We start from the raw sequence: 21,759 nt of genomic DNA on the forward strand, positions 1-21,759 counted from the left end.
TAAATAGTGAATTTAAACAAGATCTATTTATAAGTGTTGGCTTCCTGGCAAACATTTTGTACACTTAATGAGGAATCTGGCATGAAAATAGACAGGAGAGAACGGAATGACAAATTTTGTGAAAGTGCTTATTTATACGACACTCCTCGTAGGGTTGGCTGGTTGTAACATTGTTACATATGAAAATGAGGAAGTCTTTACATTAGATGCCGACGGTTTAAAAGAAATGGTGATTCATCATGAGGAAGGTGACGTTTCAATTGTTGGTGTCCCGGACTTGGAGCAGATTGAAGTTACGGCAACATTTTCGGCAATGAGTGATGAGAATATGGAGCAAGCAAAACAATTCACTGAAAATAATATTACTCTTTCATTAGAATTGGATGGAACTGCAGGTCTTTTGCAAACATCGGTAAACCGAGGAACGAATGTTGAACAAGGGTTTGTTCATTTAGAAATTGAAGTACCAGATCATCTCTCAATGATTTACCGACAAAATGAAGGACAATTAAAAATCCAATCTATGAAGTCGGATATTAACGTTCAACATGGAGCAAATCATTTATCTTTATTGGATATAGAAGGCAATGTAGTAATTACAGATGGTGCCGGTAATGTAACGCTTGAGAATGTTAACGGTGATATTTCTATTAATAACAATGCTGGACTAACGAGTGTCCTAACATCAGCCGGTCCTTTACAGCTTGTTGTAGGCTCTGGGAATGTTGAACTTCAAGATCATCGAGGAAATGTTACGATAAGAAGCGGTTCTGGAAACTTACTTATTCAAGATATAGAAGGCGATGTCGACATTTTAGAAAGCCGTGGTGGAACAGTTACAATTGAAGAGGTAACAGGAACAGTTACAAAACCATAAATCGGAAGCGCACCACCCATAAAGGGGAGTGTGCTTCTTTGCACTCACCGCGAATTTTTTACGACATATTATCTTGACTTTTTTTTGAATGATGGATAGAATACTATTAAACTAATAAATCATATCAAATTACAAGGAATTGAACTTCCTCGTTTGAAATAATTGGATTTGAGGGAGGATAAGATGGCAAGTGAACAAGAATTTCAACGTGTAAGCAAGCAATTGCAAGAACTACTAGACGGGTTAAAATTTGGTTCTGTGACGTTAATTGTTCAAGATGGAAAGATTGTTCAAATAGAAAAAAGTGAAAAAGTGCGATTGAAATAAAAAAGCGTGCTGACTAGAACAACTAGAGGCGGCGATTGATTAGCATGCACGTGTAATCAGCGTCGTTTTTACTTATCAAGGGGTGAGAAGATGAGTTTAAATTATAAATCATTAAATAAAGAGGATTATGAAAGACTAAATAAGGATTTAGAACGGAAAGATTCTCTGGACGTCTTAAAGTGGGCTTACGGTGAGTTTGGCGATCGCTTAGTATACTCCTGTAGTTTTGGTGTCGAGGGTATGGTGCTGATTGATCTAATTAGTAAGGTGAAAAAAGATGCGACCATTCTTTTCCTTGATACCGATTTTCATTTTAAAGAAACATATGAATTGATTGAAAAAGTAAAGAAACGTTATCCAACGTTAAATATTGAACTAGCGAAACCTGAGTTAACACCAGAACAACAAGCAGAACAACATGGTGATCGTTTGTGGGAGAGAGATCCGGATGCGTGCTGTAACTTGCGAAAAATGGTTCCTCTTGAGCGTGAATTAAGTCGTTATAATGCTTGGATTTCAGGGTTACGCAGAGAACAATCGCCAACAAGAGCGAACACTCAGTTTGTCAATCAAGACAATCGATTCAACTCAATTAAAATTTGTCCTTTGATTCATTGGACAGAAGAAGAAATTTGGATGTATGTAAAACTTCATCAGTTAGATTACAACGAGTTGCATGACAAACGTTTTCCGAGTATAGGTTGTGAATATTGCACAAAGCCAGTTGCAAAAGGAGAAGATCCTCGTAGTGGGCGTTGGGCAAATTCAGCCAAAACGGAATGTGGATTACACAAATAAGCGAAATAGAAAGGGAGTTTTTCGATGATTCAAGCACATGGAGGCACATTAATTAACCGTTTTGATCAATCTTATGACACATCAGCTATAACAAAAGAAATAGCATTAGATTCTTTTTCACTATCTGATTTAGAATTGATTGGAATTGGAGGATTCAGTCCGTTAACAGGGTTTTTAGGAAAAGAAGATTATGAGTCTGTTGTCCAAAACATGCGTCTAGCTAATGGGACTGTTTGGAGCATTCCCATTACATTACCAGTTACAGAAGAAAAGGCAGCTGATCTTGTTGTAGGGGAAAAAGCGAAGCTTATTTTTGATGGAGATGTATATGGCGTAATCGACATTGCTGATATTTATACACCTAATAAGCAAGTAGAAGCAGAAAAAGTTTACCGGGCAAGTGATGATGCACATCCAGGCGTGAAAAAAATGTTTGAACGTCCAAATGTGTATGTTGGTGGGGAAATCACGTTGACGAAACGTGTTCAACATGAACGTTTTGAAACCTATTACCTAGATCCTAAAGAAACTCGTGCAAAGTTTGAAGAGTTAGGATGGAAACGAATTGTAGGGTTCCAAACGCGTAACCCTGTTCATCGTGCGCATGAATATATTCAGAAGTCAGCACTTGAGATTGTGGATGGGTTGTTTTTAAATCCACTTGTCGGTGAAACCAAGTCGGATGATATTCCAGCAGATGTTCGTATGGAAAGCTATGAAGTATTGCTTGAGAAGTATTATCCGAAAAACCGAGTGTTTTTAGCGGTTTTCCCAGCTGCTATGCGTTATGCTGGTCCGCGTGAAGCAATATTCCATGCAATTGTTCGTCAAAATTATGGTTGTACTCATTTTATTGTTGGGCGTGATCACGCTGGTGTTGGTGATTATTATGGAACGTATGATGCACAATTAATTTTCTCTGAGTTTGAAGAAGGAGAATTGGAAATTAATCCATTGTTCTTTGAACATAGTTTCTTTTGCAAGGCTTGTGGAAACATGGCATCTACAAAAACGTGCCCTCATGGTAAAGACGATCATGTTGTCCTTTCAGGTACTAAGGTTCGTCAAATGTTATCTGAAGGTGTTGTACCGCCTCCGGAATTTAGTAGACGTGAAGTCGTTGAAGTATTAATTCGTGGCATGAAAGTTCATGCATAGTAGATAGTACTCAGTCGAACTGAATCGACAATGGATCTAATACTTCCTAAAGTACGGGATACGTTGTTGTTTGCTGGAGCGATTGTTGAAGCTAAAATAGCTTATCAATCGCTTTTCTTTTTAACATACATGAACTTATTTAAGGGGGAAATAGCTTTGACGAATAACATTGTTTGGCATGAGACAACCATTAAAAAAGAAGAACGTCAAGAACGCAACGGGCATAAAAGTGCCATTTTGTGGTTTACAGGTCTTTCCGGGGCAGGAAAGTCAACATTAGCAAATGCTTTAGAGCAGCAACTGTTTCAACAAGGGAAAACAAGTTACGTATTGGATGGGGATAATGTTCGCCATGGGTTAAATAAAGGTCTAGGTTTTAGTGACGAAGATCGTAAAGAAAACATTAGACGAATTGGTGAGGTAGCAAAACTTTTTGTTGATGCAGGTACCATTGTTTGCACGGCGTTTATCTCCCCATTTAAAGAAGATCGGAATCGCGTGCGTGAATTAGTGGAAGAGGGAGAGTTTATTGAGGTGTATGTGCGCTGTTCCTTAGAAGCTTGCGAACAACGTGATCCTAAAGGACTATATAAAAAGGCACGGTCGGGAGAAATTCCAGAGTTTACTGGTATTAGCTCGCCGTATGAAGAACCCAATGCAGCTGAAATTATTGTTGATTCAGATAAACAGACGGTTGAAGAATCTGTACAAGCGATTTTGGATTATTTAAAGGACAACAACATCATATAAGAAGTCAGACCCTCAGTATTTCCTACTACATCTATTCGTAGCAAGACACTGAAGGGTCTGGCTTTTTACATTCTCATGTTGCTCTTGTTTTTTATCTTTTTGTTGATGATCATACCTTAGTGGTTAGTTGGCAATAGATTGCAATGCTTTAGCGATATCAATCTCACCAAAACCGTAGTATGGATCATGTCCATCTGTTCCTAAGTCTTTGGCTGTTGATCTTATAACATTGTACACTTCTTCGTTTGATAATTCAGGACGTAACGAACGAATCAATCCCGCTAAGCCTGCAACGTGAGGAGCGGCCATCGAAGTCCCTGACATGACGACATAGTTGTTATCAGGAAATAAGCTTGGAATGTGCTCACCAGGTGCTGTTACATCTACATGATCTCCGTAATTAGAGAAGAAAGCTCGATTTCTAGCATCATTAACTGCTCCGACAGTGAACACTTCCTCATATTGAGCAGGGTACATCGGGTCTTGCACATTATCATTTCCTGAAGCTGCAATTAAGACGACATCCTGTTCATATGCATAACGAATAGCATCATGCAACAACTCAGATGGATAATAATCACCAAGACTCATGTTAATAACGTCAGCCCCCTGATCTACAGCCCAATAAATTCCTTTCGCTACCTCATATGATGAACCTTCTCCTTCATCGTTCAGAACTTTTACAGGAAGGATCGTGCTATCCCAAGAGATTCCAGCTATTCCGGTAACGTTGTTTGTTAACGCTGCAGCTACACCAGCTACATGTGTTCCATGTCCATGAGCATCAGAAAAATCGGTATTATCATCAAAAGCGTTATAGCCAGGGCCTAATTTTTCTGCAATGTCGAGGTGATTCGGGTCAACTCCTGTATCTAAAATAGCTATTTTAACACCTTGGCCACCTGTTAAGTTCCATCCTTCATGAATCTCTATTTGATCTAAATTCCATTGATATGGCTCAAAAAATTCATCGTTTGGAGTAGTCGTTAACACATTTTGCTGCACACCTTCAGCATGCCTTGGTGTTTGATGAGGTGCTTCTTCTGCTTCTCTGTTTGTTGTTCGTGGAGCTTGATTTCTTGTTTCGTTCGGATCTGTAGAGAATAAAATGACTTGTTTGGTCATCTTATAATTTGGTTCCACAATAGCTAAATCGTATTCTAATCTTAATCTTCTTACCAGCTGTTCCGTTGTTTCTCTCGTTGATTCAACGACAAATAAAGGATTATTGTCTTCTTTTATTTCAAGGTCCTGATTTTCACTAAACCATGTCGTAGCAAATTCAGGATGTTTAAACTTAATAACAGCTTGATGTTCATAGAAAGGTTGTTGCAACTGTTCAGGTTTATGCTCGTCGGAGTGAACAACAATTTGCCATCCTAATTCAGGAACCGTTTCTGCTTCTAATTTTTCTGGTATGTCTGCGGTTGTTTCCCAGTCAACTTCTGGGTCAGCGCCTGATACAAAAAACGTTCCATTTGCATCAGCAACAGAAGCTAGCCCTTTCACAAATGATTTCACAAAAGATAAGTCGATCTCACCAAGCACCATTCGACCATCGTTTAATTCTTCACCCATTAACATATATTGACGCCCATCAACAGAATAAGGATCCGAAAAGCGACTAGCCATATGGGTGTGTGTAACTTTTGAAGGATCTAGCCTCTCCATTTCTCCTATAGCTGTAATGACTTTATCTTCTTTCATTACCGCAAATCCATGAAAATGAGGGTGCTCGTTTACTTCTTCAGCAAAGCGTGTCTGGAGCTCTTGATTGTTTAAGTCTTGATTAGACCATCGTTGCATTTGAGCGGATAACTGCTTTAAAAACATGGATGTTGTCATCGATAAGTCTTCTGCCATTAAATGGTTCATTGCAGAGACTTCAAGCTCTTGTGGAATTTGCTTTGTTTCAAACGAGTATTGATAATCATCGATTAATGCCCGTCCGATAATGGCTAAACCTATTCCGACAAGACCAACTATTAACACGGTTCGTGCCATTCTCCATAACATGTATGTGATCATTCCTTTCTAATTTCACTTAAAAAAGTAAGCCATAAATAACTCATCCTCATAGGTTCCATTAAGATAAGCTTGATCTTTCTGCTTTCCTTCGATAATAAAACCGGCCTTTTTATATAAATGAATGGCGACTTCGTTTGAAGCGAACACGGTGAGGCAGAGCTTGTGTAATTGATGTCTCCTACACCAAGTTAAAGTATAATCCATAATTTGTTTCCCGATACCTTTTCCTTGTGCATCTTCATGCAGCCATGTTCGGAAAAGTCCGGTATGGCGCTTCATCTCGAGCTCTCCTCGAATGACTCTTGCAATGCCTCTTACTGCACCATCTATTTCCACTACGATATACATATGTCCGTTTCGTTTCATTTCTTCAATAAAGTTTTGTTCTTCTAATTTTGTACGGACACGTTCTTTTTGAATGTATACACCTTTGTTAATAATGGATGCTACGGAATAAAGAATATCATCAGCATCCTGTATGTGAGCCGGTCGGATAATAATCTTGGAATTGTCCTTTGCTGTGAACGTTCTATTTGGTAGTTCCTTGATATCCCTAGTCATCTTCCTCACCTTCCACTAATGGTTTCCAAAAATCGGAGTGGTCTTCATCTATATTGGTTTTTAATAAGTGAGAAGTTGGAACGATTGTTACCCCTTCTTTTTGAAACAAAGGAAGTGCTTCTTCAATCCCGGCAAACGTTTCATGACCTTTAATGCCGACGTGTCCAATTGCAATAGAGTCATCATGCTTTTTTGCCATATTCAATAATGAGTTCATTTGTTTCAATACTTGTTGTTTTGAAGAATGAGTATCATCAAGGAAGATGCTTCTAGTCCCACATGGAATGTTCAGCTCACGAGCAATCTTTGGAATAACGGAAGCAGAGCTTGTTTTGCTGTCAATGACATACAATCCCTTTTCGGCCGCTACCTCTAAAATAACCCGAATAATTCGCTCATTCTCTACGATTTTTGAGCCCATATGATTATTAATGCCTTTTGCATGGGGAACATTTTCTATCGCTGCTTCTATTCTTTTTCGTATTTCCTCATTCGACAGATCACTCGTAATGGCATTTGGACCTAACCATGATGCTTTCCCTATTTTCGGTTCCATGGGCATATGAATAATAATTTCCAGTCCTTTTTCATGGGCTAGTTTTGCTTGTTCTGTTGATTGTTCCATAAATGGCATAATCGCGACCGTTACTGGAACATCTCCCGATAAAAAAGATGAAACTCCACGTACATCTCCACCAAAATCATCGATGATGATAGCAGCTTGATGGTCTGTGGCTGTAACAGCTAAGCTGTATGAAGGTGAACTAACAATTAGGCAAAGGAATAACGTGAGATATCCAACATAAAATCGCATACGTAACCACCTTTTATCATTTACATATCTTTGTATGTAGTTTGTCAAACGACTTCATATTCTATGATAAAAAGAGGAGGTTTTTTGGAAAACTAAAAAAGAAACAGTAAAAAACGCAAAAAAAAACATGTCTAACGAGTAGTTGCTCGTCACACATGTTTTATTTACGAATATTAAATGCGGCATTAAGTTGCCCCCGAAGCATACGGTCACGCACTTCTTTCTTTTGCATTTGTTTTTGTTCCATTTTTCGGATCTCGAACGTTTGCATACCATCTTCCATTTTGTTGGCAATATCTAATAGTCGTTCTACGTCAAGAAATGAATACTTTCGAGTACCGCCTTTTGATCTTTCGGGATAAATTAATTTTCTCTCTTCATAATAGCGTATTTTTCTCTCTGATAGGCCTGTAAGTTCACTAACAATTCCAATTGTAATCACTTTTTTATCTTTATATGATGACACCCATTCCACCCCTTGTTAAGTTAGAATGTTCTGATCTTTTTTATATCATAGCATAGAATCTTGTCATTTTGGGTTGTTAATGTAAGGAAATCTTACATACATAATTGAGAATGTAACAAAAAATGAATGCAAACTCTCCTTATATCACGAGAATACATTTATAATTGAGTTACAAGAGTGGTTGTTATATAATTGATTAATCTTATAAAAAAGTCGGGAATTGATGGTTGGAAATAGAGAAAGTAGGAAGAGAAGGGGAATCAAGATGAATGAAGGGTATGTCTATTTAGTAGGAGCGGGTCCGGGCGATATTCGATTACTTACAGTAAAAGGTAAGCAATGTTTAGAAAAAGCCGATGTTATTTTATATGACCGACTAGTAAATCCATTGTTACTCGAAGTAACGAAACCAGGTGCAGAGATGGTTTATTGTGGAAAATTACCTGATCGCCACTTGCTTCGTCAGGAAGCGATAAATGATTTGCTAGTAAAATATGCACAAGAAGGAAAGAACGTTGTCAGATTAAAAGGAGGAGACCCGAGTGTTTATGGCCGTGTTGGAGAGGAAGCTGCTGCACTAGAAGAAGCTGGGATTTCCTATGAAATTGTTCCGGGAATTACAGCGAGTATCGGGGCATCAACATATGCAGGTGTTCCTGTTACACATCGTGATTATGGTGCTTCTTTTGCAATTGTGACAGGTCACGACAAATCACCAACGGGCCAGCCTATTATTGATTGGAAAGGGTTAGCTACAGGAATTGATACAATTGCATTTTATATGGGGGTAAAAAATCTACCATATATATGTGAGCAGTTAATTCACTTTGGACGAGATCCTAAAACTCCAGTTCTATTGGTACAATGGGGTACTGTTGGTAAGCAAAAAACATTAAGCGGAGACTTAGAAACCATTGCAGATCTCGTTAAGAAAGAAAAGTTTTCAAACCCAGCCATTACTTTAGTTGGACAAGTTGCAAAATTGCGTACAAAGGAAAGTTGGTTTGAAAGACAGCCATTGTTTGGAGAGCATATACTATTTGGACGAACGACTGAAGGAGCAAGTGAAATTGCAAACGAATTAGTCAAACTGGGAGCAGATGTGTTTGAATATCCACGTTTTGTGACGAAGCACGCTAAACTTGAACAAAGCATTTCGTTTTCAAATTATGATCAAATTATATTTCATTCACCGAAGTCTGTTCAATGGTTTTTTGCTCAGTTAAAAATGAATCATATTGATATTCGTTCCATACAAGCTCAGCTTTTTGGTGCCTCTAAAAAGTCAAGAAGAGAAATTGAGTCATTTGCCTGTTCAGCATTTCCAGTTCAGGAGATGATGGACAGCAATAAGCGTTTAGTTGTTGGTTCTACTAATTGGTCAACAAAGGAACAAAAAAGGAATGAGCTCTATGGAGACCATGACTTTGTTGTTTCACATGTGGATGAAATTATCGAGCAATCCAACTTTACTTGTCAGCGAATTCTTGATGAAGATCGGGTTGATACGATTGTTTTCCCAAGTGCTGAAGCTGTTAAGGTCGTAACAGATCAAATTGCTACTCTTGGTGAAACACCAAGCACGTTATGTGATCGAGCAAAAATCATTTGTTTTGGGTCAGAATCAAAAAAAGCTGCTGAAGATTTAGGATACCGAGTGGATTTCATGATGAATGAGCCCTCTAAAGATGAATTAATTCAAATAGTAAAAGATATTGCAAAAAGTAGGTGAATGTATGCAAGCTATTTTGTACGTAGGTCATGGTAGTCGAGTTCAAGCTGGGAATGAAGAGCTCTTATCGTTTGTTACAAAAGCAAAAGAGCAACATCCAAATATTGAAATTCAAGAGTGTTGTTTTTTGGAGCTTGCTGAACCGACGATTGAGGAAGGGGTTCAAGCATGTATCAATCAAGGCGCCACTAAAATTGCGGTTGTGCCCTTGCTTTTGCTAACAGCCATGCATGCAAAGGTAGACATTCCAGATGAGATTAATAAAATGAAGAAAAAGTATACAAACGTAACATTTTCGTATGGGCGTCCGATTGGAATAGAGTCGACTGTTATAACCATAATTAAAGATCGACTGCGGTCGGCAGGATTTGACTTTTCTGACCGTCGTCCTAAATATGAGGAGCGTAAGCCGATTTCCATTCTTTTAGTTGGGAGAGGGAGTAGTGATCCCGACCAGACTAGTGATTTAATGAAGATTGCTCGTCTTGTTTGGGAATATGTCCCTGTCGATGAAGTCGATGTATGTTTTTAGCAGCAACTAGGCCAAATGTAGAAGAGGGCTTAGTGAGAATGAATCGTCTTCCGAACGATAAAGTGTATGTTGTTCCTTACTTATTGTTTACAGGAGTGTTAATGAATGATTTACAAAAAATGTTAGATGATTGGTCGGATGAAACAGAAAAAGAATTTATTCTCTGTGATTATTTAGGATTTGATGATCAATTGATTTCAGTTTTAGGAACTCGTGTACAAGAGGTTTTAGATGAAAATGTTCGAGTAAATTGTGACACTTGCTCGTTTCGTGTTCGGATTGATGAAAGAAGTGCTCAGTCATCATGAGTCACCTTTCTATTATGTTAAAGCTTGATACAAAAAGAGCGGCAGTCATTGGTGGCGGTTCTGTTGCGGCAAGGCATATCCCAAAATTATTGGAACTTGGAATAAAAGAAGTAAACCTATATGCCCCGACAATTGATTCCAAGCTAGAACAATTTATAGAAAATCCACAATTTCATTGGGTAAAAGGTTCTGTTGAGTCACATGCTTATTTTGATGAGGAACTTCTGTTCTTCCTTACGAATAATCCAGAGCTTCATTTGGCTCTTTTTGAGAAAAAGAAGCCTTATCAACTCGTTTATTTTGCAGATGACTCTTCTTTAAGTGACTTTCATTTTCCCTTAACTGTACAAAGAGGTTCTCTTTCAGTGTCATTGTCAACTGGAGGAGCTAGCCCTACGTATGGAAAAAAACTGATGAAAAAAGTAGAAGGCATACTACCTGAAACAATTGAAGACGATCTACTCTTTTTGGAGAAGGCACGAAAACAAGTGTTAAATAGTCAATTGGATCAGCTGAAAAGAAGAGAAATTTTGCGTTCTTGTGCATCGGCTTCTTTCTTACAAAGTTCCAATCGTGAAGAACTATTACAAAAGTTAATCAACAAAGCAAATAAAAAGTAAGAGTGCTAATTTACTCAAAAAAGAAGAACCATTCGAAAGTGGAATGGTTCTTCTTTTTATATTATTTTGTATAGCTCAATTTAGCGATCGCATCATGTTGATGAATCGATTCTTCGTTGCGGCATTGCACTTCAAATGAGCGAATCGCTTCGTGCTCATATAAATCAGCAGCAACAAGACGAACAAGGTCTTCTACAAAGCGAGGGTTTTCGTACGCTCTCTCCGTAACGGCTTTTTCATCTGGACGTTTTAAGACTGGGAAAAGAATCGAACTCGCATTGCTTTCCGCAGCTTCTAAAAGAACCGTTTTCCAATCTGCTTCATACGCATCATCGACGGTTACCGTCATTGTCACGAAACTACGCTGATTATGGGCACTATACTCACTAATTTCTTTTGAACAAGGACAAAGTGTTGTAACAGCTCCTGTTAATGTGATAATCGACGTATAGCCTTTATCTTCATCAAATGTTACATCATACGTTACATCAGCATGAGCCATTCCTTCTTTTTCCATTGCAGGGCTTGTCTTTGTAAAAAACCAAGGGAATGTTACACGGACATTGGCAGCTCTTTGTTTCATTTCACGAGCAAGAATGGCCGTGAATTCTCGTAATGTTTGATCTGTTAATAAATGTGATTGGAAGAACAAATGAAGTTGCTCTGTTAAGCGACTCATGTTAATCCCTTTAAAATTTTGATCAAGGCTTGTTGTTAGGGCGAATGTTGCTGTCGTCGTTTGAGTCGTTGGTGCAAGCTCCGATTCAATCATGACCGGATACTTGACTTCAGAAATCCCGACTTGTTGAATTGGAAAATAAAAATCATCTGGTTTATTTTGTAAGTCTGGCATCTTCTCTTTATCGGTTGGCTTTGTTCCTATAATTGGATCAACTGTCCCGAAATGGCGATGACGCTCAGCTTTAGGTGGTAACGAACGTTTCATTTATCTATCACTCCTGAAAATAAAATCAATTGTTGGCTGATTATCATGTAGATACTTGTTTCGCTATTTAAGAATAGCAAAGTAAAAATGTTGCAGTTGTGCTTTCTCCATATTACACTACAAAGGGAAAAGGAAACAAGAATATCGACTTTAAATATCGTTGAGAATCGTTTCCATGGATGAAAGGGAGAAGGTAACTAATGAAAAAAGGAACAAAAATCTGGATGGTACTCGCAGTTCTATTACTAATTATAGGCTTTTTAATACCAATCAATGTAGAAATATCAGGGGATACAAGAGTTATTATTGATCATACACTTGAAGTATACAGTGTACCTAGCTGTTATGATCAAGCTGACTTGACAAATAATCTAGAGGAAACAACCCTATCTTACGCTAAACAATTAAACTACATGAGTGAGTCTTCTTGTACAGAAGAACAACTTCAAGAATCAAAGCCTTTCTTAATAGGGATTTTTCAATAAAGGAGAGCGAAGCATGAGAGCAACGTTTCTTATTATGGTTAGCTTCCTATTGTTAACAGGATGTGATTCACTCCGTACATCGATCTCAAGTGAGCAAACGACGATGAAGGAAATCGTTCTAACAGAAAATGAACAAGTGATTTTCTCGATGCTAGCAGACCAAATTTTTTATTTTGACTTCACAGATGACTCAGGAGACTTTCAAACAATCGAAGTTGGTGTAGATTATTTTCACTACGGAAATCTTGTTGAATCACTCCCTGGAATGACAATGGCGACAAATGATAGAGAGTCCGAATTAAGAGATGAACGAGCTCGATTTTTATTTACAATGAACAAAGAAGAAAAAGATAATCACCTTGAAATGAATGGGACTTTGAAGATTCTTTTTGATAGTGGTAGTTCTGGCAGCTCAACGTATTCCTTTACGCGCGAAGGGGCAGAAGTCGGTGCGTTGTCAAGGGGATATTTGATTGATCGTTTAGATCATATACCAATTGGTGAAAAAATATACGTTGCGTATTATGTTGAAAATAGTGATAGTTTTATACGTGCTTTTGATCACGAGTTAGCTCTTAAACCAAACGATGATTATGAACATGTACTATTTTATTATGTCAAAATGGATAATGAATTAAAAGAGTAGGTGAGAAGTCACCTACTCTTTTGTTAATGGGAACAGAGGTTCAATGCAACTTTATTTATAGCTCAATTAAAAAAATCGTTCTGCACACTGCTTAGAAGGCCCTGAAAAAGAAGTGAAGAATCTTTCAGTTCCTCGGTTAGTCGGAATGGGAGCCATTGCCAAGAAACGGGGAGGATCTTATGGAACAAAGTGGTGAGAATAACTGACGAACTTTCATGAGAAAATGTAGGCGAATAACGCATAAGAATCGTTTTGCACAACTTCAGGCATTGTGCTATATTGAGAATGTTCAAAAAACTTGTATATATGAAGAGAGAATTGAAGAATAAGGGAGCTGGAGACAAAACATGAAGGTAGCGAAATTTGGGGGAACATCAGTCGCAAGTGCGGAGCAAATTAAAAAGGTAGCTTCCATTGTTGCAGAAGACAAAGAAAGAAAAATTATCGTTGTATCCGCGCCAGGAAAACGAAGCAGTGATGATACGAAAGTGACGGACCTTCTTATTCAATTGGGGGAAACCTACTTAAAAAATGAAGATACTGAAAGCGAGTTGCAAGCGGTCCTTAATCGATATGATGACATTGCCAATGGTTTAGGTTTAGGGAAAGAGGTTGTCGCAACGATTGAGGCTGATTTGCGTAAACGGCTTCAGTTTGATCGATTACGACCAGGAGCTTGTATGGACTTAATTAAGGCAAGTGGGGAAGACAACAATGCCAAATTAATTGCTGCTTATTTTCAAAGTATTGGACTACATGCTACGTACTTAAATCCTCAAGATGCAGGATTGTTTGTTAGTGATCAACCTGGGAATGCTCAAGTGTTACCAGAAGCTTATGATCACTTAAAGGCGCTGAGAGACCGTGATGAAGTTATTGTATTCCCTGGTTTCTTTGGATACTCTAAAGAAGGTTCTCTTGTCACGTTTTCACGTGGTGGGTCAGACATTACAGGGTCTATTTTAGCAGCTGGGGTGAAGGCAGATTTATATGAGAATTTTACTGATGTAGATTCTGTATTTGCAGCAAATCCAAACGTCATTGAAAATCCAGTTAAGATCAAAAAAATGACTTATCGAGAAATGCGTGAATTGTCATATGCTGGTTTTTCTGTGTTCCATGATGAAGCACTGTTCCCGGCATTTCGCAATGGAATCCCTGTTTGTGTGAAAAATACAAACAATCCATCTTCATCTGGAACGATGATTATCGCTGAGAGAGAGTACTTTATGAATCCGGTCATTGGAATAGCAGCAGATGAAGGATTTGCTACCATCTATGTACGAAAATACTTAATGAATAGAGAAGTCGGGTTTGGACGCAAATTACTTCAAATTTTGGAGGATGAAGGCCTATCTTATGAGCATATGCCATCAGGAATTGATGATACATCGGTTATTCTTCGTCAAGATCAGCTAACTGATGAGATAGCAGAACGAGTTGTTTCACGAATTCAAGAAGAACTGCAGGTGGATGATGTCTATATTGAACGTGATTTTGCGATGGTCATGATTGTTGGGGAAGGAATGCATAACACAATTGGAATTTCTTCTCGTGCAACAGCAGCGTTGACGCGGGCAAATGTTAACATAGAAATGATTAACCAAGGATCCTCAGAAGTGAGTTTAATTTTAGGAATTCATGCTTCTGATGCAGATCATGCTGTCATTGAATTATATCAAGAATTTTTCGGCGGAGCAGATGAAACGGTTCAATAAACTTGGTTTTTCTAAGAGTCCGTAAAAAACTCAAGGTTGTCCAATGAGGTCATAAATAGACCTTTGGACAACCTTTTTATTTTCGTTCTGTTAGTGTTTGAATCATTGCTTTCATTTCTGCTACTTCTTGGCGAAGTTCTTTTAGCTCCGAGTTCTTTTGTTCCTCTTCTTCTTCTTCATTTGCTTTTTCGACGTTATTGACGATAACCCCAATAAAGAGATTAAAAACAATGAATGTCCCAACGAGAATAAAAACAACAAAATAAATCCAGGACCAAGATACTTCAACAAAGATTGGTCTCATAACGCCACTTGCCCACGATTCTAATGTCACTACCTGGAACAAAGTAAGAAGAGAAAGTTGTAAATTTCCAAAATATTCAGGAGCCACTCCAGCAAACAACATCGTTCCGATAACAGCAAAGATATAGAAAATGATGCTCATTAAGATCATAATATTCCCCAGTGCAGGAATGGTCATTAATAAGGCATCAACAAGTCTTCTTAATGATGGAATAACTGAGATTGCACGTAGTACACGAAGAACACGTAAAATACGAAGCACTGTTACGAAATGGGCACCAACAAAAATGTGTCCTGCTGCGACAATAAGAAAATCAAACCAATTCCAACTACTTTTAAAAAAGTCCTTTGTCGGTCGTGTTGCAATAAATCGCATCGCAATTTCAATCGTGAAAATCCACAATAGAGTGTAGTCTATTATATAAAACCAGTCATAATATTGTTTGTAAATGGCTGGATACGTTTCAAGTCCAACGATAATGGCATTAATGACGATTAATGTAATAATTGTCGCCGTAAAAGCTCGATGAAAAACAATTTTCTGAACAGCACGAATAAATGGCGATGCAGCATATTCGGGATTTCTAGTTTCCATATTTAATAGCTCCTTCAAAATACATACTAGTATTTATTTTACTAGATTTTAGGTGCATCTAAAAGATGTTATTCTTAAACGAACATATGTTCTTGAAATTTAAGTTGTAATTTTGTATGATAATCAAAAAAGAGGATAGAGAGGGGAAAGAATGGAGCAACTTCTCAAGAACAGCATAAAGGAAAAGAGAATGCTTGAAATGATCTATCAAGCTGCAGATGGTTCTTTGTCACAGAGAATTGTACGAATAAAGACGTTTAATGAGCTCCATGTTGTGGCTTATTGTTATGAACGCAAAGGCTTTCGGATGTTTCGATTAGACAGAATTCTATCCGTTCAATATGTAAGAGGGAATAGAGAGAAGCAAGTTTATTAAATGTCCCAAAGCAGGGGGAAGTGGCTAGCTGGAGTAAGGAGAGAACACCTCCGATTAAACAACTAACAATAAATATAAAAAAGGTTTTTGAGAAAAACGTGTTTAAGTTCTTCTCAAAAACCCATAAGTTATTTTGACTTGGTGAAAACCTCTCCTAATTCTTTTGATCTAGAAATAGCACGGGTCACAGCTTTTACCATGGCCTCTTGACTATCTCTTTCTTTCAGAACATTGATGCCCGCTTCGGTTGTTCCATTAGGCTCATGACTTCCGTATAGAGTTCTTTTGATGTTTTACTGGTTGTTTGGAGCCTTTTACCGACACCAACAACGGTCTGAGTAATGAGCTCAGATGCTTCTTCTTTTGTAAGACCTGCATCTTGGGCTGCTTGTTCCATTGCTTCGATTAAGTAATAAAAATAGGCAGGCCCACTTCCAGCAAGCCCGGTTACGGCATCTAGTTTATCTTCTGTCACAATGGTAACTGTTCCAACAGCTGCAAAAAGTTGTTCGACTTCTTTAAGTTGCTCATTAGTTGCATAGCTTCCTTTTGAAATCGCTGTTGCAGAAGCACCAACCTTTGCTGATGTATTTGGCATTGTGCGAACCACACTAGCTTGTGACCCTAAAAGGTCCTCAATATATAACGTAGGGATACCAGCTAACACCGAGACAAATAGTTGATCCGGTCTTGTAGATGACTGAATGGCTTCAATGGCTTCTTTTACATGTTTTGGTTTCATGGCGAAAATAACGATGTCACCTTCATGAACAGCTTTCATACGATCACTTTCTGTTTGAATGTCATACGTTTTTTTGAGGTAATGTAATTTTTCATGATCACTCAAGTTGGTTGCGATAATATTTTCCGGTGCTACAACTTGTTCTGATATGAGTCCGCCAATAATCGCTTCGGCCATTGAGCCTGCACCTAAAAATGTAATTTTCTTGTTTTGTAGCAAAATATAGCACCTAGCCTTTCACTTGTCCAGTACCATGAACAATATATTTTGTTGATGTTAATGCCTCTAGTCCCATTGGTCCACGAGCGTGTAGTTTTTGTGTGCTAATCCCGATCTCTGCACCAAAACCAAATTCAAAACCGTCAGTAAAGCGTGTAGAGGCATTATGATATACAGCTGCTGCATCGACTTTATTTAAAAAGGCAGTAACACTTTCAGCATCCTCACTTATAATTGATTCTGAATGTTTTGTTCCGTAATGATGAATATGTTCAATTGCTTCATCAACGGTATTCACAATTTTTAAAGCCACTTTCAGATCAAGGAATTCGTTCGCCCAATCGTCTTCCGTTGCGGTAGTTATGTTGGTATTATATTGTTTTACATTTTCATCTCCAACAAAAGTTACGTCTTTCTCAGCAAGAGCGTTTAACAAGGCATGCATATGATTTTTTGCCCAAGTTTGATGCACAAGAATGGTTTCAACCGCGTTACAAACAGATGGTCGTTGTGTTTTTGCATTAACAGCGATTGAAATGGCCATATCTGTGTTTGCATGTTGATCAATGTATAAATGACAGTTTCCTACACCTGTTTCAAGAACAGGGACGGATGCATTTTTGACAACGGCTTGAATAAGAGACGCACCTCCTCGAGGAATGAGAACATCTAAATATTCATTTAATGTAAACATTTCGGTTGCAGTTTCACGACTTGTATCTTCAATTAATTGAATGGCCTGGGCCGGAATCGATGTTTGTTCTAATGCTCGTTGAACGACCTGGACAAGTGCTGTATTTGAGTGAATCGCTGAAGAGCTACCTCTTAGTAAAACAGCGTTTCCGGCTTTCAAACATAAACTTGAAGCATCAATAGTGACATTAGGTCGAGCTTCATAAATCATTCCAATGACACCTAGAGGCACACGGATTTTTTTAATGTTTAAACCATTAGGACGTTCAATTGTTGTCATGACCTCGCCAACAGGGTCCTGTAAAGAAATCACTTGTCTTATTCCTTCAGCCATGTCTTTTAATCGCTTGGACGTTAAGGTTAATCGGTCGATGATCCTTCATTCGTCCCGTTGCTTCGAGCTGTTTTTATGTCTTTTTCGTTTTCTTTTAATAGATACTCTTCTTCTTGTAAGAGTTGTACAGCAATGGCTTCAAGTGCTTCATTTTTTTCAATGGTTGTTTTGGTTGCAAGTACACGCGCACATTCATTAGCTAGTTTGGCTTTTGTTTGTAATTCACTCATCGTTTCATCGTCTCCTTTATATGTGGAACCCATTCATTCCGGTGAATGACCACAGGTTGTTTTTGTTTAGTCGGTTCCTTCTTTTCTGATTGTTGCTTCTGAAAGTGATTGAATTCATTTAAATCCATATTTGCTTTTCCTTTTCCTAAAAGAGCGCCCGTTTCATTTAAGACTTCAATGACATCGCCTGTTCGGAATGTACCTTCAACAGAAATAATCCCAACAGGTAATAAACTTTTCCCGCGGTGTAGTAACGCTTGTTCTGCACCACGGTCAATGGTTAGTTGAGCAGATATAGTTGAATGAAGGGCAATCCACTGTTTCGTTGTAGGCATGACAGCTTCATGTTGGAACGAACCAATATAAGTTCCGTCTCCTTTTCCTTCTAATATATCGAGTAAAGATTCTTGGTGAAGTCCCTTTCCAATAAAAACATTTACACCTAAAGTGAGAGCGGTTTGTGCGGCTGTTACTTTTGATTTCATGCCACCAGTTCCCACTTTTGAGTTTGAATCTCCTGCAAGAGCAAGAAGGTCTTCAGTTACATAAGGAAGGTAGTGGATTTTTTTTGCATCCGGATTTGTATGAGGGTTGTCATCATACAGTCCATTAACATCAGTCATTATACATAACGTATTTGCGTGGATTAATCCACTTACCAACGCAGACAGCATGTCGTTATCGCCAAAGGTTAACTCCTCAATGGATGTTGAGTCATTTTCATTAATAATAGGAATGGCTCCTCGCTTTAGCAATTCTGTTAATGTAGAGTAAGCATTTCCGTAGCGGGTTTCGTCAGAAAAATCTTGTCTTGTTAAAAGCAGTTGAGCTGGTGTAAGTCCGTGTGCTCCAAATTGCTCAATGTAGGCTTGCATTAGCATTGCTTGGCCTACTGCAGCAGCAGCTTGTTTACCAGCAATGGTTACAGGTCTCGTTGGATAGCCAAGAGCTTTAAAGCCTGCTGCAACAGCTCCTGAAGAAATAACGATAACCTCATGACCTGCATGTTTTAGTTTTGCAATTGCTTTGACAAACCCCGTTACTTTTTCCATACTTAAAGCACCGTGTTTTGTCGTCAATGAACTACTACCAATCTTAACAACGAGACGTTGTCGGCTCATGTTTCTCTCCTCTTTCAAATAGGTATAACAATAAAAAAGCTCCCCCATCCTTAGTATAAGGACGGAAGAGCTTATCTCCGCGGTACCACCTTAGTTGGCATTACATGCCCACTTTTACCCGTATCGTGGGGAACGGTCAACGAATTGACTAGCTCGAGGGCAGGTTCGATGTCATTAGAGGTGATGACTCTTTCAGCCGGTGAAGTCACTCTCTTTACACATAATGGTCATTTACTAATCCCTTTCAGTGCCATTTGTTATGTTTTTTTCATTATATGAGGGGACAGCGTGAGAGTCAACTCTATTCAGTAAAAAGAAGAGGAGAAATTTCAGTTTTGGCAAAAAACAGAAAATTATATGTCTTATAAGGAGACTGTCATGAAAACAAATAAAGTCATTTGGGTTACAGGAGCGTCTAGTGGATTAGGGAGAGAGCTTGCCCTGGATGCAGGAAAGAAAGGCTATACAGTCGTACTATTAGCGAGAAATAAAAAAAAATTACTAGATTTACAAAAGGAAATGGAAGAAGAAGGACAAAAGGCGTACACGTATCCAATGGATATGAGTAATCCTACTATGATTGTGGAAGTGTCAAAACAAGTGATAAGTGAAGTGGGTATAGATGTTTTGATAAATAATGCAGGATTCGGTGTTTTTGATAAAGTAGAAAATGCCAACATTGAGGATGTTCAAGAGATGTTTGCGGTGAACGTTGTTGGATTAATTGCTTTAACAAAAGAAGTATTGCCTCATATGCAAAAAAACAACCGAGGGCATATTATTAATATTGCTTCACAAGCTGGTAAGCTTTCAACTCCAAAATCTAGTGTTTATGCAGCAACCAAGCATGCCGTGTTAGGATTTACGAATGGACTTCGAATGGAGCTAATGGATACAAATATTAAAGTGACTGCAGTAAATCCAGGTCCAATCAAAACGCCTTTCTTTGAACGAGCGGATCAAGAAGGATCTTATGTTCAGAGCGTAGAACGCTGGATGCTACAATCGGATGAAGTAGCAAGAAAAACCATTCAATTAATCGAATCACCTCGACGGGAATTAAACTTACCTAAATGGATGCATCTTGGTTCGACTTTTTACCAGGTGTTCCCAAGCTTAGTCGAACGAATCGCAGGCAGACAACTCAATAAAAAATAAAAAGTGAGCGAAAAAAGGGAGGATCTATGGGGAAAGATTTTCATTGTTGTGCCACATGCAAGCATTTTTCGGCACAGAAAAAAGAAAGCGGAGGCATGAGCTATCATTGTGTTCGATTAGGATATGAAACGAAACCTGCTTATACATTTACTTGTTGGGACCCGAAAGAGCATGTAAAAAAGTTAATGAAGAAAGATAAATCTTCCTCTTGATCTGTAAAAAGGAAGATGGTGTCAGGAAGAGTATTTTGAACGAGCAACTTCAGTCATAATTAAAGAATGGCTACTATCTCCTCTTCATTTGTAAGGTGGGAAACCAAATGTTTTGTGTAATAATGTAAAAACATATGGATCTCATAAAAATTTTATGCGTTGAAACATCGTTTACCTCTTAGTGAAATGGAGGGAAAGTCACTTGACTCCTGCGGAAAGAAGGGGGAGACACTGAAAAACGTGGAAATCGACCTTTTTCAGAACACTCCTTGCGGGTGCGAGTGGCTGCAACGTAATGGAACGGTCATATAGACATTAGCCTTGCAGAAAACAGGAATTTTCTTACACAAGTTTAACGGGTAACTAGCCGCAGGGGAATGACACTCCGCTTTCCGCGGGTGCCCGGTGAGCCTCCTCGGCTGGCGCCTGCGGGGTCTCACACGTGGGTCACTGCTGAAGCCACTGAAAAAGGTACAAACCAACCTTTTTCACTGCCTCGATTAAGTAGCAATAGCTTCGCACACTGCGCGCCTGCTATGAGAAACCCACTCATAGCAGGCTTTTCAAAAGAGGGCAGTGGCTCCGCGCATTGCTTGGAGGACACTGAAAAAGAAAAAAACGACTTTTTCAGTGCCCTCGGTCACTGCTCCCGCAGGAGTCTCCGTGTCATTCCCCTGCTAGGGTTACTTTTGTATCTTTAGATGTATTTATTTTAATATGAAAATTGTATAAAGTTTAAAAAAGGAATACCACTTGATTAAAGACACGTTCCTGCATCTTTATTGAATACGGAATCATCGTTTTTTCGTGTTAAGTGTATAACGATAGGATGTTGGTTTTGAAAAAAGATTCGTTATTTGTTTACGCAAATTGAATATTATGTTTGAGAAAGACTGTAGATAAAAAGCCTTTTGAATTTCATTTTCTCAAAGTCCTTTTTACACTTTTTTCTTTTTTACGTTGAAGAGTAGGAATTTCTATCGTTCCTCTCAACAAAGCGGACGGGATGG

General features: G+C 38.5%; 20 protein-coding genes and 3 pseudogenes. 14 read left to right on the plus strand and 9 right to left on the minus strand.

Annotation, left to right across the window (positions count from 1 at the left end; translation table 11 throughout):
- Positions 1–106: 106 nt before the first annotated feature.
- From JCM9140_RS03420 to cysC, 5 genes are all read left to right on the plus strand, one after another.
- Positions 107–877, plus strand: a complete 771-nt coding sequence (locus JCM9140_RS03420) for a DUF4097 family beta strand repeat-containing protein (RefSeq protein WP_034742361.1) — start codon at positions 107–109, stop codon at positions 875–877.
- Between the two features lie 183 nt (positions 878–1,060).
- Positions 1,061–1,204: a YezD family protein gene (locus JCM9140_RS22940; RefSeq protein WP_081727544.1), complete on the plus strand. Its 144-nt coding sequence runs from the start codon at positions 1,061–1,063 to the stop codon at positions 1,202–1,204.
- A gap of 90 nt (positions 1,205–1,294) precedes the next feature.
- Positions 1,295–2,002, plus strand: coding sequence for a phosphoadenylyl-sulfate reductase (locus JCM9140_RS03425; RefSeq protein ID WP_034742365.1), 708 nt, complete (start codon positions 1,295–1,297; stop codon positions 2,000–2,002).
- Between the two features lie 24 nt (positions 2,003–2,026).
- Positions 2,027–3,160 (plus strand): sulfate adenylyltransferase, encoded by a 1,134-nt coding sequence (gene sat, locus JCM9140_RS03430; RefSeq protein ID WP_034742368.1) that lies wholly within the window; start codon positions 2,027–2,029, stop codon positions 3,158–3,160.
- A gap of 129 nt (positions 3,161–3,289) precedes the next feature.
- Positions 3,290–3,910, plus strand: coding sequence for an adenylyl-sulfate kinase (cysC, locus tag JCM9140_RS03435; RefSeq protein ID WP_034742438.1), 621 nt, complete (start codon positions 3,290–3,292; stop codon positions 3,908–3,910).
- Positions 3,911–4,033: 123 nt separating this feature from the next.
- On the opposite strand, the gene JCM9140_RS03440 is transcribed toward cysC, so the two are convergent.
- The 4 genes from JCM9140_RS03440 to JCM9140_RS03455 all read right to left on the minus strand — a co-directional run bounded on the left by JCM9140_RS03440 (position 4,034) and on the right by JCM9140_RS03455 (position 7,779).
- Positions 4,034–5,926: a S8 family peptidase gene (locus tag JCM9140_RS03440; protein WP_034742370.1), complete on the minus strand. Its 1,893-nt coding sequence runs from the start codon at positions 5,924–5,926 to the stop codon at positions 4,034–4,036.
- A 24-nt stretch (positions 5,927–5,950) separates the two neighbouring features.
- The gene (locus JCM9140_RS03445; RefSeq protein ID WP_052002032.1) at positions 5,951–6,499 is read right to left on the minus strand and encodes a GNAT family N-acetyltransferase; all 549 of its coding nucleotides are present in this window, start codon (positions 6,497–6,499) and stop codon (positions 5,951–5,953) included.
- A complete protein-coding gene (locus tag JCM9140_RS03450) occupies positions 6,492–7,313 on the minus strand; it encodes a divergent polysaccharide deacetylase family protein (RefSeq protein WP_034742375.1) in 822 nt (273 codons plus the stop codon). Before JCM9140_RS03450 ends, JCM9140_RS03445 begins: the two co-directional genes overlap by 8 nt.
- Before the next feature lie 160 nt (positions 7,314–7,473).
- On the minus strand, positions 7,474–7,779 hold the full coding sequence (locus JCM9140_RS03455) for a MerR family transcriptional regulator (RefSeq protein ID WP_034742377.1): 306 nt from the start codon (positions 7,777–7,779) through the stop codon (positions 7,474–7,476).
- A 265-nt stretch (positions 7,780–8,044) separates the two neighbouring features.
- Between JCM9140_RS03455 and cobA the strand changes: the two genes are divergently transcribed.
- The 3 genes and pseudogenes from cobA (at position 8,045) to JCM9140_RS03470 (ending at position 10,971) form a co-directional block, all read left to right on the plus strand.
- Positions 8,045–9,511 carry a uroporphyrinogen-III C-methyltransferase gene (gene cobA, locus JCM9140_RS03460; RefSeq protein ID WP_034742380.1) on the plus strand — a complete coding sequence of 489 codons (1,467 nt, stop codon included), beginning with the start codon at positions 8,045–8,047 and terminating at the stop codon, positions 9,509–9,511.
- A 4-nt stretch (positions 9,512–9,515) separates the two neighbouring features.
- Positions 9,516–10,351, plus strand: a pseudogene (locus JCM9140_RS25485) (sirohydrochlorin chelatase).
- Positions 10,348–10,971, plus strand: coding sequence for a precorrin-2 dehydrogenase/sirohydrochlorin ferrochelatase family protein (locus JCM9140_RS03470; protein ID WP_034742383.1), 624 nt, complete (start codon positions 10,348–10,350; stop codon positions 10,969–10,971). The pseudogene JCM9140_RS25485 and the gene JCM9140_RS03470 overlap by 4 nt, the downstream one beginning before the upstream one ends.
- Before the next feature lie 61 nt (positions 10,972–11,032).
- On the opposite strand, the gene folE2 is transcribed toward JCM9140_RS03470, so the two are convergent.
- Positions 11,033–11,917 (minus strand): GTP cyclohydrolase FolE2, encoded by an 885-nt coding sequence (folE2, locus tag JCM9140_RS03475; protein WP_034742386.1) that lies wholly within the window; start codon positions 11,915–11,917, stop codon positions 11,033–11,035.
- A gap of 200 nt (positions 11,918–12,117) precedes the next feature.
- Between folE2 and JCM9140_RS03480 the strand changes: the two genes are divergently transcribed.
- The 3 genes from JCM9140_RS03480 (at position 12,118) to JCM9140_RS03490 (ending at position 14,766) form a co-directional block, all read left to right on the plus strand.
- Positions 12,118–12,402, plus strand: coding sequence for a hypothetical protein (locus JCM9140_RS03480; protein WP_034742388.1), 285 nt, complete (start codon positions 12,118–12,120; stop codon positions 12,400–12,402).
- A 13-nt stretch (positions 12,403–12,415) separates the two neighbouring features.
- Positions 12,416–13,048, plus strand: coding sequence for a YgaN family protein (locus tag JCM9140_RS03485; RefSeq protein WP_034742390.1), 633 nt, complete (start codon positions 12,416–12,418; stop codon positions 13,046–13,048).
- Positions 13,049–13,395: 347 nt separating this feature from the next.
- Complete coding sequence (locus JCM9140_RS03490) at positions 13,396–14,766, plus strand: aspartate kinase (RefSeq protein WP_034742393.1); 1,371 nt, start codon at positions 13,396–13,398, stop codon at positions 14,764–14,766.
- A gap of 76 nt (positions 14,767–14,842) precedes the next feature.
- Here JCM9140_RS03490 and JCM9140_RS03495 read toward each other — a convergent pair whose 3' ends face one another.
- Complete coding sequence (locus tag JCM9140_RS03495; protein ID WP_052002033.1) at positions 14,843–15,664, minus strand: ion transporter; 822 nt, start codon at positions 15,662–15,664, stop codon at positions 14,843–14,845.
- Positions 15,665–15,815: 151 nt separating this feature from the next.
- Between JCM9140_RS03495 and JCM9140_RS03500 the strand changes: the two genes are divergently transcribed.
- Positions 15,816–16,040 (plus strand): WYL domain-containing protein, encoded by a 225-nt coding sequence (locus JCM9140_RS03500; RefSeq protein WP_034742396.1) that lies wholly within the window; start codon positions 15,816–15,818, stop codon positions 16,038–16,040.
- Positions 16,041–16,168: 128 nt separating this feature from the next.
- On the opposite strand, the pseudogene proC reads toward JCM9140_RS03500, so the two are convergent.
- From proC to proB, 3 genes and pseudogenes are all read right to left on the minus strand, one after another.
- A pseudogene (proC, locus tag JCM9140_RS03505) lies at positions 16,169–16,959 on the minus strand (pyrroline-5-carboxylate reductase).
- 52 nt (positions 16,960–17,011) lie between these two features.
- Positions 17,012–18,258: pseudogene (locus tag JCM9140_RS03510) on the minus strand (glutamate-5-semialdehyde dehydrogenase).
- On the minus strand, positions 18,255–19,379 hold the full coding sequence (gene proB, locus JCM9140_RS03515) for a glutamate 5-kinase (RefSeq protein WP_034742398.1): 1,125 nt from the start codon (positions 19,377–19,379) through the stop codon (positions 18,255–18,257). Before proB ends, JCM9140_RS03510 begins: the two are co-directional and overlap by 4 nt.
- 378 nt (positions 19,380–19,757) lie before the next feature.
- Here proB and JCM9140_RS03520 point away from each other — a divergent pair, with 378 nt between their 5' ends.
- Positions 19,758–20,537 carry an SDR family NAD(P)-dependent oxidoreductase gene (locus JCM9140_RS03520; protein WP_034742400.1) on the plus strand — a complete coding sequence of 260 codons (780 nt, stop codon included), beginning with the start codon at positions 19,758–19,760 and terminating at the stop codon, positions 20,535–20,537.
- Positions 20,538–20,563: 26 nt separating this feature from the next.
- A complete protein-coding gene (locus tag JCM9140_RS03525) occupies positions 20,564–20,749 on the plus strand; it encodes a hypothetical protein (RefSeq protein ID WP_034742403.1) in 186 nt (61 codons plus the stop codon).
- The last annotated feature ends 1,010 nt before the right edge of the window (positions 20,750–21,759 follow it).

Source organism: Halalkalibacter wakoensis JCM 9140 (genome assembly GCF_000513095.1).
GTDB lineage: Bacteria > Bacillota > Bacilli > Bacillales > Bacillaceae_D > Halalkalibacter > Halalkalibacter wakoensis.

Coding starts and splice junctions, on each gene's coding strand:
- JCM9140_RS03420 (WP_034742361.1), top strand. CDS start 107: ATGACAAATTTTGTGAAAGTGCTTATTTATACGACACTCCTCGTAGGG.
- JCM9140_RS22940 (WP_081727544.1), top strand. CDS start 1,061: ATGGCAAGTGAACAAGAATTTCAACGTGTAAGCAAGCAATTGCAAGAA.
- JCM9140_RS03425 (WP_034742365.1), top strand. CDS start 1,295: ATGAGTTTAAATTATAAATCATTAAATAAAGAGGATTATGAAAGACTA.
- sat (WP_034742368.1), top strand. CDS start 2,027: ATGATTCAAGCACATGGAGGCACATTAATTAACCGTTTTGATCAATCT.
- cysC (WP_034742438.1), top strand. CDS start 3,290: ATGAACTTATTTAAGGGGGAAATAGCTTTGACGAATAACATTGTTTGG.
- JCM9140_RS03440 (WP_034742370.1), bottom strand. CDS start 5,926: ATGTTATGGAGAATGGCACGAACCGTGTTAATAGTTGGTCTTGTCGGA.
- JCM9140_RS03445 (WP_052002032.1), bottom strand. CDS start 6,499: ATGACTAGGGATATCAAGGAACTACCAAATAGAACGTTCACAGCAAAG.
- JCM9140_RS03450 (WP_034742375.1), bottom strand. CDS start 7,313: ATGCGATTTTATGTTGGATATCTCACGTTATTCCTTTGCCTAATTGTT.
- cobA (WP_034742380.1), top strand. CDS start 8,045: ATGAATGAAGGGTATGTCTATTTAGTAGGAGCGGGTCCGGGCGATATT.
- JCM9140_RS03470 (WP_034742383.1), top strand. CDS start 10,348: ATGAGTCACCTTTCTATTATGTTAAAGCTTGATACAAAAAGAGCGGCA.
- folE2 (WP_034742386.1), bottom strand. CDS start 11,917: ATGAAACGTTCGTTACCACCTAAAGCTGAGCGTCATCGCCATTTCGGG.
- JCM9140_RS03480 (WP_034742388.1), top strand. CDS start 12,118: ATGAAAAAAGGAACAAAAATCTGGATGGTACTCGCAGTTCTATTACTA.
- JCM9140_RS03485 (WP_034742390.1), top strand. CDS start 12,416: ATGAGAGCAACGTTTCTTATTATGGTTAGCTTCCTATTGTTAACAGGA.
- JCM9140_RS03490 (WP_034742393.1), top strand. CDS start 13,396: ATGAAGGTAGCGAAATTTGGGGGAACATCAGTCGCAAGTGCGGAGCAA.
- JCM9140_RS03495 (WP_052002033.1), bottom strand. CDS start 15,664: ATGGAAACTAGAAATCCCGAATATGCTGCATCGCCATTTATTCGTGCT.
- JCM9140_RS03500 (WP_034742396.1), top strand. CDS start 15,816: ATGGAGCAACTTCTCAAGAACAGCATAAAGGAAAAGAGAATGCTTGAA.
- proB (WP_034742398.1), bottom strand. CDS start 19,379: ATGAGCCGACAACGTCTCGTTGTTAAGATTGGTAGTAGTTCATTGACG.
- JCM9140_RS03520 (WP_034742400.1), top strand. CDS start 19,758: ATGAAAACAAATAAAGTCATTTGGGTTACAGGAGCGTCTAGTGGATTA.
- JCM9140_RS03525 (WP_034742403.1), top strand. CDS start 20,564: ATGGGGAAAGATTTTCATTGTTGTGCCACATGCAAGCATTTTTCGGCA.